At 64.9% G+C, this 11,958-nt stretch carries 13 protein-coding genes and 1 pseudogene; 5 read left to right on the forward strand and 9 right to left on the reverse strand.

Features of this window, described 5'->3' with window-relative positions:
• The 7 genes and pseudogenes from MOV75_RS11995 to dnaK form a co-directional block, all read right to left on the reverse strand.
• Positions 1-101: pseudogene (locus tag MOV75_RS11995) on the reverse strand (4-hydroxy-tetrahydrodipicolinate reductase); the annotation flags it as partial.
• Positions 102-268: 167 nt separating this feature from the next.
• Positions 269-580 (reverse strand): DUF1330 domain-containing protein, encoded by a 312-nt coding sequence (locus MOV75_RS12000; protein ID WP_246921482.1) that lies wholly within the window; start codon positions 578-580, stop codon positions 269-271.
• Between the two features lie 21 nt (positions 581-601).
• Positions 602-1,312, reverse strand: a complete 711-nt coding sequence (gene pyrF, locus MOV75_RS12005) for an orotidine-5'-phosphate decarboxylase (RefSeq protein WP_246921480.1) — start codon at positions 1,310-1,312, stop codon at positions 602-604.
• A gap of 6 nt (positions 1,313-1,318) precedes the next feature.
• Positions 1,319-1,897 (reverse strand): NADPH-dependent FMN reductase, encoded by a 579-nt coding sequence (locus tag MOV75_RS12010; RefSeq protein WP_246921478.1) that lies wholly within the window; start codon positions 1,895-1,897, stop codon positions 1,319-1,321.
• Positions 1,898-1,954: 57 nt separating this feature from the next.
• On the reverse strand, positions 1,955-2,554 hold the full coding sequence (locus tag MOV75_RS12015; RefSeq protein WP_246921476.1) for a class I SAM-dependent methyltransferase: 600 nt from the start codon (positions 2,552-2,554) through the stop codon (positions 1,955-1,957).
• Between the two features lie 88 nt (positions 2,555-2,642).
• A complete protein-coding gene (gene dnaJ / locus MOV75_RS12020; protein ID WP_246921472.1) occupies positions 2,643-3,773 on the reverse strand; it encodes a molecular chaperone DnaJ in 1,131 nt (376 codons plus the stop codon).
• A 245-nt stretch (positions 3,774-4,018) separates the two neighbouring features.
• A complete protein-coding gene (dnaK, locus tag MOV75_RS12025) occupies positions 4,019-5,920 on the reverse strand; it encodes a molecular chaperone DnaK (RefSeq protein ID WP_028139411.1) in 1,902 nt (633 codons plus the stop codon).
• 394 nt (positions 5,921-6,314) lie between these two features.
• Here dnaK and MOV75_RS12030 point away from each other — a divergent pair, with 394 nt between their 5' ends.
• Both MOV75_RS12030 and pncA read left to right on the forward strand, forming a co-directional pair.
• On the forward strand, positions 6,315-7,256 hold the full coding sequence (locus MOV75_RS12030) for a hypothetical protein (RefSeq protein WP_246921469.1): 942 nt from the start codon (positions 6,315-6,317) through the stop codon (positions 7,254-7,256).
• A 226-nt stretch (positions 7,257-7,482) separates the two neighbouring features.
• Positions 7,483-8,205 carry a bifunctional nicotinamidase/pyrazinamidase gene (gene pncA / locus MOV75_RS12035; RefSeq protein ID WP_246921467.1) on the forward strand — a complete coding sequence of 241 codons (723 nt, stop codon included), beginning with the start codon at positions 7,483-7,485 and terminating at the stop codon, positions 8,203-8,205.
• A 99-nt stretch (positions 8,206-8,304) separates the two neighbouring features.
• Here the strand turns inward: pncA and grpE are convergent, their stop codons facing one another.
• Both grpE and hrcA read right to left on the reverse strand, forming a co-directional pair.
• Positions 8,305-8,922, reverse strand: coding sequence for a nucleotide exchange factor GrpE (gene grpE / locus MOV75_RS12040; protein ID WP_246921464.1), 618 nt, complete (start codon positions 8,920-8,922; stop codon positions 8,305-8,307).
• Positions 8,923-9,018: 96 nt separating this feature from the next.
• Positions 9,019-10,107 carry a heat-inducible transcriptional repressor HrcA gene (gene hrcA, locus MOV75_RS12045; RefSeq protein WP_246921461.1) on the reverse strand — a complete coding sequence of 363 codons (1,089 nt, stop codon included), beginning with the start codon at positions 10,105-10,107 and terminating at the stop codon, positions 9,019-9,021.
• Between the two features lie 168 nt (positions 10,108-10,275).
• Between hrcA and rph the strand changes: the two genes are divergently transcribed.
• The 3 genes from rph to MOV75_RS12060 all read left to right on the forward strand — a co-directional run.
• Positions 10,276-10,989 (forward strand): ribonuclease PH, encoded by a 714-nt coding sequence (gene rph, locus MOV75_RS12050; RefSeq protein WP_246921459.1) that lies wholly within the window; start codon positions 10,276-10,278, stop codon positions 10,987-10,989.
• 11 nt (positions 10,990-11,000) lie between these two features.
• Complete coding sequence (gene rdgB / locus MOV75_RS12055; protein ID WP_246921456.1) at positions 11,001-11,636, forward strand: RdgB/HAM1 family non-canonical purine NTP pyrophosphatase; 636 nt, start codon at positions 11,001-11,003, stop codon at positions 11,634-11,636.
• Positions 11,623-11,958: radical SAM protein (locus tag MOV75_RS12060; protein ID WP_369010453.1), on the forward strand; the 336-nt coding region annotated here is incomplete at its 3' end. The genes rdgB and MOV75_RS12060, both read left to right, overlap by 14 nt.

The raw sequence follows: 11,958 nt of genomic DNA on the forward strand, positions 1-11,958 counted from the left end.
GCGCCGGCCAGCACCGCACCTTTGCTCTCGGCAATCGCCCGCACCAGCGCGCGGCCCATCCGGCCGCCGGCTCCAGCAACAATCAAGCGCATGTCGGACATGGTGTGATCCTCTTCGGAGCCGTTGTAGCGGGGGGAGGCAGTTCCGGCAACCGAGGGGGATCAGGCGGCGACATTCACCGTCATTCCGGGATGGTCCGAAGGACCAGACCCGGAATCTCGAGATTCCGGGTTCGGCTCTGCGAGCCGCCCCGGAATGACGGTGTCCGTCAGTTGTCCGACGGCTGCGGGCCGTCATAGCCCTCGATGATGATGAGGTCGGCGACCGAGTGCGGCTGACGCACCTTGATGTTGGCCTGGTATTCGGGCGAATTGTAACAGGCGATCGCGGTCTCGTAGTCCGGGAATTCGATCACGACGTTGCGGGTGCGGCTGGCGCCTTCGACGGTGGTGAACTTGCCGGCGCGGACGACGAAGCGGCCGCCCCATTTCCTGAAGATCGGACCGTTGGCGACGGCATAGGGCTTGTAGCCTTCGTCACTGCTCACATCGACGCGCCCGATCCAGTAGCCCTTTGCCATTGTTCTTCTCCCTGTTGTTGCTCAACCGAGCGCTTGCGCGATCTCGGCCTGGATGGCTTCCGCAATCGCCTTCGGGTCGGCGGCTTCGACGATCGGCCGTCCGACGACGAGATAATCGGCGCCGGCGGCGATGGCGCGGCCCGGCGTCATGATGCGCTTCTGGTCGCCGGTCGCCGAACCGACCGGCCGGATGCCCGGTGTGACGAGATGCATCTGGTGGCCGACGATTTTACGCAAGGCTCCAACTTCCTCCGGCGACGACACCAGTCCGTCGATGCCAAGCACCTGCGCCTGCTGCGCGCGCGCCTCGACCAGCTCGGATACGCCGAGCCGATAGCCGGCCGCATGCAGATCGTCCTCGTTATAGGAGGTCAGCACTGTGACGGCGAGAATCCTCAGGCTCGAATTGCCGCGGCCTTCGACCGCGCCCTTCATGGTCTGTGGGTAGGCGTGCACGGTGAGGAATGTGGCGCCAAGCCTGGTGATGCTCTCGACGCCTTGCGTCACGGTGTTGCCGATGTCGTGCAGCTTGAGATCGAGAAAGACCTTCTTGCCCTTGTCGGCGAGCTTGCCGACCAGCGGCAATCCGCCGGCATAAGCAAGCCGGTAACCGATCTTGTAGAAGGTGACGCTGTCGCCGAGACGGTTGATCGTCGCCTCCGCGGCATCGACGCTGGGCAGATCGAGCGCGACGATCAGGCGGTCCTTGGGGGCGATCTCGGCTGGAGTCATGTCACCTCACATCATGCGTTGGGAAATGTCGATCAACTGCCGCACCAGCTCCTTCAACGCGGCGATATCACCCTCGTTCTTGAGCCTGTCCATATCGTCATAGGCCTGGTCGGCAAAGGCGAGGGTGAGCTGGCTGGCAATCACATTGGCGTGGCAGGAGGTCAGGATCAGCCGTAACGCCTGGAGCGCGCGGGCGGCACCTAACCGGCTCTGCGAGGCGCCGGCGAGCGCGAAGGCACGGTTGCGGAAGACCTCGCCGCGCGCCTCGTGCAGCTCGTGCACGCGGCTGACCCAGTCGATCGCGTTCTTGAGAAGCGGCGGCACCGAGGCGTTGTATTCAGGCGAGACGATCAGGACACCATGATGCGCGCCCATCATGCGCTTGAGATTGATCGCGTGCTTGGGCACGCCGGATTTGGCCTGGAGATCGCCGTCATAGATCGGCAGCGGGAAATCGGCGAGTGAGATACGGGTGACATCCACGCCGGCCTGGGCGAATTCATGGGCGGCGACCGCCGCCAGCTTCGCATTGTGCGAACCAGTACGCAGCGAGCCGGGAATGATCAGGATTTTGGGTGCGGACATCCGCTTCCATGCGTTCGGCGAAACCAACCCGCCGCGCAAAGAACCAAGCCGGCGGAATTAGTGCTTGCGATACACCCAGACGCGGGCCGGCGGAAGGTTCATCCAGATCCGTTCCGAAGCCTCTGTGGACACGCCGGGCAGCGATTTCGGGATCGGCGGCACCACCGCATAGGTGAACTGGACGAAGGGCGCTCCGGGCGCGAGCGCCGTGAAGGCGTCGCGGATCAGCCGCAGCCGCGTCAGCATCGGTTTTGTCACGAGCGGCAGGCCCGAGACGACCGCGGAGGCCGGCGCGCTCAGCACGTTCCAGAGCGTGTCACGGAGGCGATAGGCATCGCCCTGCACCACCTTGGCCTGCGGATAGCGGTCGCGCAGCAGCGCGCAGAAGCCGGGATTGTATTCGACGAGGACGAGACGCTTCTGATCGACACCGCGCTCGACCAGGGCCGAGGTGATGGCGCCGGTCCCGGGCCCGAGCTCGACCACAGGCGCGTCCGAATCGACATCGACGTAATGGGCCATGGTCCGGGCCAAAAGCTTGCCCGACGGCATCACGGCGCCCATGTGCAGGGGCTTTTCGATCCATGATCTGAGGAAGCGCACCTCGTCATCGAGACGAGGCTTCTTCAACGCACGCGCGGACGATGGCAATGGCATGTCAGGACCGGACGGGACCGCGGGACCGCGGCGTGTCAGAAAATGGTCATAAAGACGTATAGGCCGAAGGCGGTACGGTCAAGCCGAGTCAACTCGCCCGATTACCGAAGAAATCCTTGACCTTGGCGAAGAAGCCCTCGGATTCCGGCTGGGTGTTGCCGCTTGACAGCTTTTCGAACTCGGCCAGCAGCTCCTGCTGCTTCTTGGTGAGGTTCTGCGGCGTCTCGACCACGACCTGAACATACATGTCGCCCATCTGGCGCGAGCGCAGCACCGGCATGCCTTTTGATGCAATGCGGAATCGGCGGTTGGACTGGGTCCCGGCCGGCACCTTCACCTTGGCCTTGCTCTTCTCGATGGTCGGCACCTCGAATTCGCCGCCGAGGGCGGCCGTCACCATCGAGATCGGCACACGGCAATGCAGATCGGCGCCGTCGCGCTGGAAGAACTGGTGCTGGGCCAGCGACAGGAAGATGTAGAGGTCGCCAGGCGGACCGCCGCGGACCCCTGCCTCACCCTCACCGGCGAGCCTGATCCTGGTGCCGTCCTCGACACCCGGGGGAATGTTGACCGAAAGATTCCGCTCGCGGGTGACGCGACCCTGGCCCGAGCAGGACGGGCAGGCATCCTCGATCATCTGGCCGCGGCCCTGGCAGCCCGGACAGGTCCGCTCGAGTGTGAAGAAGCCCTGCGACTGACGCACGCGGCCGGCGCCGCCGCAGGTCGAACAGGTCTTGGGCTTGGTTCCGGCCTTGGCGCCGATGCCCGAGCAGGCCTCGCAGGTGACCGAGACCGGAATCTCGATCTGCGCGGTCTTGCCGCCAAAGGCTTCCTCGAGCGTGATTTCCATGTTGTAGCGCAGGTCGGCACCGCGCTCGCGACCGCCGCGGCCGCGCTGCCCGGCCATACCGAACAGATCTTCGAAAATGTCGGAGAAAGAGGAGGCGAAACCCGCGCCGAAGCCGGCACCACCACTGCCGCCCTGCTCGAAAGCGGCATGACCGTAACGGTCATAGGCGGCGCGCTTGTCCTTGTCCTTGAGGACCTCGTAGGCTTCGTTGAGTTCCTTGAATTTGACCTCGCTGGTCTCATCCCCCGGATTGCGGTCGGGATGAAATTTCATGGCGAGCTTGCGGAACGACGACTTCAGCTTGCCTTCGTCGGCATCGCGTTCGACCTCGAGGGTCTCGTAGTAGCAGCGCTTGGTGGACGTGGACATGTCGGACTCGGTCTATCCAATCGCGATTCAAGTCGGAGCGAAACAACGTCGCCACGCGACAATATAGGCGGCCTTCCGCCCGGCGGCAGAGGGCTGCATGGCAACGTTCAGCATAACGGCTGGGAATTGATTGATCGTAACGGGCACTCGTCCCGTCGAGCCCAACACGACGGCCTCCCCCGTAAGGGAGGAGGCCGGTAGCGCGTGTGGGGTCCAAGCCGTCCGCATCGTCACCCTCTCGGGGCTCAGGCGGACTTCTTGTTGTTCTTGTCGTCGTCGACCTCGGTGAATTCCGCATCGACGACGTCGTCCTTGGCCGCGTCCTTCTTGGCGTCGGCCTCGGCCTGCTGCTTGTACATGGCCTCGCCGAGCTTCATCGACGCCTGGGCCAGCGTTTGGGTCTTGGCCTTGATCGCCTCGGCATCGTCGCCCTTCAGCGCTTCCTTGAGGTCGCCGACGGCGTCCTCGATGGCGCGGCGCTCGGTCTCGCCGACCTTCGAACCGTGCTCGGCCAAAGCCTTCTCGGTCGAATGCACCAGACCATCCGCCTCGTTCTTGGCGGTCACGGCCTCGCGACGCTTCTTGTCCGCCTCGGCATTGGCCTCGGCGTCCTTGACCATCTTCTCGATGTCGGCTTCCGACAGGCCGCCGGAGGCCTGGATGCGGATCTGCTGCTCCTTGCCGGTGGCCTTGTCCTTGGCCGAGACGTTGACGATGCCGTTGGCGTCGATGTCGAACGTCACCTCGATCTGCGGCATGCCGCGCGGGGCCGGCGGAATGCCCATCAGGTCGAACTGGCCGAGCATCTTGTTGTCGGCCGCCATTTCACGCTCGCCCTGGAAGACGCGGATGGTGACCGCGTTCTGGCTGTCCTCGGCGGTCGAGAACACCTGGCTCTTCTTGGTCGGGATCGTGGTGTTGCGGTCGATGATGCGGGTGAACACGCCGCCCAGCGTCTCGATGCCCAGCGACAGCGGGGTCACGTCGAGCAGCAGCACGTCCTTGACGTCGCCCTGGAGCACGCCGGCCTGGATCGCGGCGCCGATCGCCACGACTTCGTCCGGGTTGACGCCCTTGTGCGGCTCCTTGCCGAACAGCTGCTTCACGACTTCCTGGACCTTCGGCATGCGCGACATGCCGCCGACCAGAACCACTTCGCCGATCTCACCGGCGGTGACGCCGGCGTCCTTCAGAGCCTTGCGGCAGGGCTCGACGGTCTTCTGGACGAGGTCGTCGACCAGCGCCTCGAACTTGGCGCGGGTGAGCTTCATCGTCAGATGCTTCGGGCCGGTCTGGTCCGCCGTGATGAAGGGCAGGTTGATCTCGGTCTGCGTCGTCGAGGACAGCTCGATCTTGGCCTTTTCAGCGGCTTCCTTCAGGCGCTGCAACGCGAGCTTGTCGTTGCGCAGGTTGATGCCCTGCTCCTTCTGGAATTCGTCGGCGAGATAGCCGACCAGGCGCATGTCGAAGTCTTCGCCGCCGAGGAAGGTATCGCCGTTGGTCGACTTCACCTCGAACACGCCGTCGCCGATCTCGAGGATCGAGATATCGAACGTGCCGCCGCCGAGATCGTACACCGCAATGGTGCCGGTCTTGGTCTTGTCGAGGCCATAAGCAAGCGCGGCCGCGGTCGGCTCGTTGATGATGCGCAGCACTTCGAGGCCCGCGATCTTGCCGGCGTCCTTGGTCGCCTGGCGCTGGGCGTCGTTGAAGTAGGCGGGAACGGTGATGACGGCCTGGTCGACCTTTTGGCCGAGATGGGCTTCCGCGGTCTCCTTCATCTTCTGCAAGATGAACGCCGAGACCTGCGAGGGCGAGTAGGTCTGGCCGTCGGCCTCGACCCAGGCGTCGCCGTTGGAAGCCTTCACGATCTTGTAGGGGACGAGCTTCTTGTCCTTCTCGACCATCGGGTCGTCGTAGCGGCGGCCGATGAGGCGCTTCACCGCGAAGAAGGTGCGCTCGGGATTGGTAACGGCCTGGCGCTTGGCCGGCTGGCCGACGAGGCGCTCACCGTCGTCCGTGACGGCGACGATCGAGGGCGTCGTGCGCATGCCTTCGGAATTCTCGATGACTTTGGCGTTCTTGCCATCCATCACGGCGACGCACGAATTGGTGGTGCCGAGGTCGATCCCAATGACCTTTCCCATGGTCCTGATATCCTTGTTTTTGCGGCAGGTTGGCTGGGCCCAGAAGGCACCCAAACCGAAACCCCCTAAGATCAAACATCCGCGATATTGCGATGATTGAGGCTCATATAGGAGGGGGGGAGGGGGCCGCAAGGACCGAAGCCAGGTTTCTGCCGCGAAAACATTGGGTTTTGGAAGAACATATCCGGGCTTCACCGCCTTGCGGGTGAGGAAATATTAACAGGTTCAGACCTCGGCAAGCCCCCCGCTACCGCACCCGGTCCTCGCCCTGTTACCGCAAGCCCAAACCCGGTAAAAGGCGGCCGGCCGTGCCGCCGCTACGGCTGCTTCGCGCGACAAAGCGGCCCGGTCGCCGACCATCGAACGGCCTCAATGTGAACCAATCAGAGTGCCCATGAAGCTGATCCGCCCCCTCGCCGCGCTCGCCCTCTTCGTTGCCTCCGCGTTTCCGGCGCTTGCCGCTGACGCCGTGTTTCCGCCCGGCTTGCGCCTCGGCATGGTGCCGTTGGTCGGTCTCAACACGGCAAAAACCTTTCCGGGCTTCGAGAGCGAGGATGGCAGCGTCAAGGTGCTGATCACCGAGCTGCCGCCGGCGGCCTATGGCGAGGTCGTGAGCGCCTTCAATTCCAATCCGGCCGGCGCGAATGGCGTCAAGCAGGACAAGGTCGAGACCCCCGCGGGCCTTGCCTATTTCACCACCGAAAGCGGCAAGGCCGGCGAGACCCCGGTGAAGCGCTATTCGATGATCGTGCCGGGCGCCGGCTTCTCCGGTTATGTCGCGGTGCAGATCCCGGAGAATGCGACCAAGATCTACACGGATGAAGCGGTGCGGCAGATGTTTGCGAGCGTCACCACCCGCAAGCAGGTCTCGGCCGAGGAGCAGATCGCGCTGATGCCCTTCAAGATGACCGATCTCGCCGACTTCAAGGACATCCGCACGCTGGCGCCTGGCTCCAGCATCATCCTGGCCGACGGCGACGAGAGCACCGGCTATGAATCGAAGCCGTTCATGATCCTCGGCGTGATCGGCGCCACCCCGCAACAGGCCGACGACCGCGCCCGCTTCGCCCAGGAAGCGGCGCTGCAGATCCCCGGCGTGCGCGAATCGCGCGTCACCATGTCCGAGCCGATCCGCATCAACGGCCAGCAGGGCTTCGAGACCCGGATCGACGGCGTCAGCGGCAAGGACAAGGTCCCGGTGACCGTGGTGCAGTGGATCCGCTTCTCGAGCGGCGGCGCCTCGCTGCGCATCATCGCCAGCGCCCCGCGCGAGCAATGGCTCGCCGCCTTCACCCGCTTCCGCGCCGTGCGCGACGGCATTCAGCCGAAGGGGTAGCTGCATCTCCGCGCGAGATGCGCTCCCTCCCCCGCTTGCGGGGGAGGGTTGGGGAGAGGGTGTCTCCACAACGAAGGCTCCCACAGAGGAGGCAGCCCTCACCCGCCGCGCTTCGCGCGTCGACCGCCCACCCCCTCGCCAGAGCCGGCTGCATTTTCGGGCTTCTGTTCGTATACGAACGGAACTAGGCTTCGCTTCCGTTGGATCATCCCAAGGGAGGCGAATGATGCTGGACCGACGACAAGTCTTGGCAATGCTCGGAACGACGGCGCTGGCGAGCCTCGCACCAACCGCGCTGTTTGCAGCGGCATCTATCAAGCCTGACGAGACCTCCGCGCTGCTCGTGATCGACGTGCAGAACTGCTTCCTGCCCGGCGGCAGCCTCGCGGTGAAAGAGGGCGAGCAGGTGGTGCCCGTCATCAACAAGATCTCGAAAGCGTTTGCGAATGTGGTGATGACGCAGGACTGGCACACGCCGGGCCACGTCTCGTTCGCGTCAGTGCATTCGGGCAAGAAGCCGTTCGAGACCGTCGACCTTCCCTACGGCAAGCAGGTGCTGTGGCCGGACCATTGCGTGCAGGGCACCGACGGAGCCGCGCTGTCGAAGGACCTTGCGATCCCGCACGCCGAACTCATCATCCGCAAGGGCTTTCACAAGGACGTCGATAGCTATTCGGCCTTTCTAGAGGCCGACGGCAAGACCTCGACGGGACTTGCCGGATACCTCAAGGGGCGCAAGATCAAGCGCGTCTTCGTTGCAGGGCTGGCGACGGACTTCTGCGTCGCCTGGACCGCGCTCGACGCGCGCAAGGCAGGCTTCGAGGTCTATGTGGTGGAAGACGCCTGCCGCGGCATCGACACGCAGGGTTCGCTGGCAAAAGCCTGGGCCGATATGGCCAAGGCCGGCGTGAAGCGGATTCAGTCTGCGGATATCGCGGCGGGTGCGTAGGATTTCCGAGCTGTCATTCCGGGGCGGCTCGAAGAGCCGAACCCGGAATCTCGAGATTCCGGGTCCGATGCTTCGCATCGCCCCGGAATGACGCCAAACTCAGTTCGGCGCGTCGCTGGACTCGTTGTTGTTCGCCGCCGGAGCGGCCTTTGCACCGCCCTTGGCGACGCCGACCAAAGCCGGACGCAGCACGCGCTCGCCGATGGTATAGCCCGCCTGCATGATCTGGACCACGGTGCCCGAGGGTACCGACGGATCGGGCACTTCGTACATCGCCTGGTGGAAGTTCGGGTCGAACTTCTGGCCCTGCGGATCGAGCTTCTTCACGCCATGCTTTTCCAGCGCGTTGAGCAGCGAGCGCTCGGTGAGCTCGACGCCCTCGATCAGCGAGATCAGGCCGGGATCGGCCGTGGCACGGGCTTCGGCCGGAACGGCATCGAGCGCGCGCTGGAGATTGTCGGCGATGTCGAGCACGTCGCGGGCAAAGCCGGTGATGCCATAGAGGCGGGCGTCAGCGACTTCCTTGGCGGTGCGCTTGCGCAGATTCTCCATCTCGGCCAGCGTCCGCAGCATGCGGTCGCGCGCCTCAGTGGCTTCCTTCTGCAACGTTTCGACCGAGCCGGGCTCGGGATCGTCGGGCATGATGTAGGGCTTCGACACCACGGGCTCGGGCGTCGGCGCGGTCGTGTCTTCGGGTTGCCGGTCTCGATCGGTCATCGGCTCTAATCTCGAACTCGTTTCCAGGGATTGTTGGCCCGGATATCGGGCCTGGAGCCATGAAAATCAAGCGCCCGTGATCGGCGGAAACGCCGGTCAGCCCCCCAGCAGCCGGCTGACGATGCGGGCGGCGTAGTCCACGGTCGGGATCACGCGGGCATAATTCAGCCGGGTCGGGCCGATCACGCCCAGGACGCCGACGATGTGGCCGGCGGCATCCCGATAGGGCGAGATGATGGTGGAGGAGCCTGACAGGGAAAACAGCTTGTTCTCGCTGCCGATGAAGATGCGCACGCCTTCGGCGGTCTCGGCCCGGCCTAGGAGGTCGATGACGCCGCGCTTGGTTTCGAGATCGTCGAACAAAAGGCGCACCCGCTCCAAATCCTCCAGCGCGTGGAGATCCTCCAGCAGATTGGCGTGGCCGCGGACGATGAGCTGCCGGTTCTCGTTCTCGCCGCCGGACCAGCTTGCGATTCCGGCCGAGATCACCTTCTGCGTCAGTTGATCGAGCTCGGCGCGGGCTTCCCCGAGCGCAGTCTCGAGCTCGAGCCGCGCCTCGGCCAGGGTGCGGCCGCGAATCCGCGCATTGAGAAAATTGCCGGCCTCGGTGATCGCCGAGGAGGGAACTCCGGGGGGCAGCGACAGCACGCGGTTTTCGACCTGGCCGTCCTCGCCAACCAGGATCACCAGCGCCTTTTCCGGTTCCAGCCGGACGAATTCGATATGCTTCAGCCGCGCATTGGATTTTGGCGTCAGCACCACCGCGGCGGCACGGGTCAGTCCCGACAGCCGCGTCAAGGCCTGGTCCAGCGCCGCCTCGACCGATTGCGCCTGGCCTACGGTGGCAAGCTGGCTCTGGATCGCCGCCCGCTCAGCCTCAGTGAGGTCGCCGACCTGCATCAGGGCATCGACGAAAAAGCGTAAGCCCAGTTCCGTCGGCAGCCGGCCGGCGGAGGTGTGGGGCGCGTAGATCAGGCCGAGCTGTTCCAGATCGGCCATGACGTTGCGGACCGAGGCCGGCGACAGCGGCATCGCGATCAGGCGCGAGATATTGCGCGAGCCCACGGGCTCACCGGTCGCGAGATAGCTTTCGACAATTTGACGAAAGATGTCGCGGGAACGCTCGTTGAGCTGGGCAAGGCCTGCGCGCGGCGCGATCAGCTGGATCGGATCGTGATGGGCCACCGACGGTAACTCCTCTCAGATGCTCATAATTTGTCCATCCCGGGCGCTTCTGACAAGCGTGGTGTTTGCGGGCACGAAATCAGGGGTGAAAAAACCTTGCCGCCCACCCTCACCCCCCCTACAAGCACCGCCAACAGCCCTACACCTGCGAGTTTTGGAGGATTTCCCATGCGGCCAAGCCGCCGTGCGCCCGACGAATTGCGCCCCGTGACGCTGGAGCGTGGCGTGGTCAAATATGCGGAAGGCTCCTGCCTCGTGAAATTCGGCGACACCCATGTGCTGGTCACCGCCACGCTGGAAGACCGCCTGCCGCCGTGGCTGAAGGGCCAGGGCCGCGGCTGGGTCACCGCCGAATACGGCATGCTGCCGCGCGCGACCTCAGAACGCACCCGCCGCGAGGCCTCCGCCGGAAAGCAAAGCGGCCGCACCGTCGAGATCCAGCGCCTGATCGGCCGCTCGCTTCGCACCATCGTCGATCTGGAAGCGCTCGGTGAGCGCCAGATCACGGTCGATTGCGACGTGCTCCAGGCCGACGGCGGCACCCGCACGGCCTCGATCACCGGTGCCTGGGTCGCGCTCGCCGATTGCATCAACTGGATGAAGGCGCGCAACATGATCAAGGCCAACGTCATGCGCGACAACGTCGCCGCGATCTCCTGCGGCATCTACAACGGCACGCCGGTGCTCGATCTCGACTACGCCGAGGATTCCGAAGCCCAGACCGACGCCAATTTCGTCATGACCGGCGATGGCCGCATCATCGAGGTGCAGGGCACGGCGGAACGCGAGCCGTTCACACAGGATGAGTTCCTGGGGCTGATGGCGCTGGCGCGCAAGGGCGTCGCCCGTCTGGTAGACTTGCAGAAACTGGCTGTGGCGTAGTCAATAGGCCCATGCACCGCCGAATCACGGACAAGCTCGTTATCGCGACCCACAATCCCGGCAAGCTCGCCGAGATGCGGGAGCTGCTTGCGCCGTACGGCATCGCGGCGGTGTCGGCCGGCGAGCTCGGCCTCGCGGAACCGGACGAGACCGGCAGCGATTTCCGCAGCAACGCGGCGATCAAGGCGATCTCGGCGGCCAAGGCGACCAAGCTTCCCTCCTTCGCCGATGATTCCGGCATCGTGGTCGACGCGCTGGACGGCGCGCCCGGCATCTACAGCGCGCGCTGGGCCGGTCCGAGCAAGGACTTCAACGCGGCGATGGCGCAGATCGAGCGGCTGTTGCAGGAGCGCGGCGCCACCACGCCGGACAAGCGCAAGGCGCACTTCGTCTCCGCACTCTGCGTCGCCTGGCCCGACGACCATCTGGAAGAGGTCGAGGCGCGCGTCGACGGCACGCTGGTCTGGCCGCCGCGCGGGAATGCCGGCTTCGGCTACGATCCGATGTTCTTGCCCGATGGCCACAACCGCACTTTCGGCGAGATGGAAAGCATCGAGAAGCATGGCCTGCCACCGCTTGGGCTCGGCCTGTCGCACCGCGCCCGCGCCTTCGTGAAACTGGCGGAGATCTGCCTTGAGCCGCGCTAAGGAAGCCTTCGGCGTCTACGTGCACTGGCCATTCTGCCTGTCGAAATGTCCCTATTGCGACTTCAACAGCCACGTCCGCCACGCCGCGATCGACGAGGCGCGCTTCGCCTCCGCCTTCGCACGTGAGATCGAAACGACCGCGCAGCGCGCGCCGGGCCGCGAAGTCACCTCGATCTTCCTCGGCGGCGGCACGCCGTCCCTGATGCAGCCTGCAACCGTCGGCGCCGTGCTCGACGCGATCGGCAAGCACTGGACCGTCGCAGGCGACGTCGAAGTCACGCTGGAGGCGAATCCGACCAGCGTCGAGGCCACGCGCTTCGCC

Source organism: Bradyrhizobium sp. PRIMUS42 (assembly GCF_023006515.1).
Classification (GTDB): domain Bacteria; phylum Pseudomonadota; class Alphaproteobacteria; order Rhizobiales; family Xanthobacteraceae; genus Bradyrhizobium.

Coding starts and splice junctions, on each gene's coding strand:
- dnaK (WP_028139411.1), bottom strand. CDS start 5,920: ATGGGAAAGGTCATTGGGATCGACCTCGGCACCACCAATTCGTGCGTC.
- rph (WP_246921459.1), top strand. CDS start 10,276: ATGCGGCCAAGCCGCCGTGCGCCCGACGAATTGCGCCCCGTGACGCTG.
- pncA (WP_246921467.1), top strand. CDS start 7,483: ATGCTGGACCGACGACAAGTCTTGGCAATGCTCGGAACGACGGCGCTG.
- MOV75_RS12015 (WP_246921476.1), bottom strand. CDS start 2,554: ATGCCATTGCCATCGTCCGCGCGTGCGTTGAAGAAGCCTCGTCTCGAT.
- MOV75_RS12030 (WP_246921469.1), top strand. CDS start 6,315: ATGAAGCTGATCCGCCCCCTCGCCGCGCTCGCCCTCTTCGTTGCCTCC.
- pyrF (WP_246921480.1), bottom strand. CDS start 1,312: ATGACTCCAGCCGAGATCGCCCCCAAGGACCGCCTGATCGTCGCGCTC.
- MOV75_RS12000 (WP_246921482.1), bottom strand. CDS start 580: ATGGCAAAGGGCTACTGGATCGGGCGCGTCGATGTGAGCAGTGACGAA.
- grpE (WP_246921464.1), bottom strand. CDS start 8,922: ATGACCGATCGAGACCGGCAACCCGAAGACACGACCGCGCCGACGCCC.
- rdgB (WP_246921456.1), top strand. CDS start 11,001: ATGCACCGCCGAATCACGGACAAGCTCGTTATCGCGACCCACAATCCC.
- dnaJ (WP_246921472.1), bottom strand. CDS start 3,773: ATGTCCACGTCCACCAAGCGCTGCTACTACGAGACCCTCGAGGTCGAA.
- MOV75_RS12010 (WP_246921478.1), bottom strand. CDS start 1,897: ATGTCCGCACCCAAAATCCTGATCATTCCCGGCTCGCTGCGTACTGGT.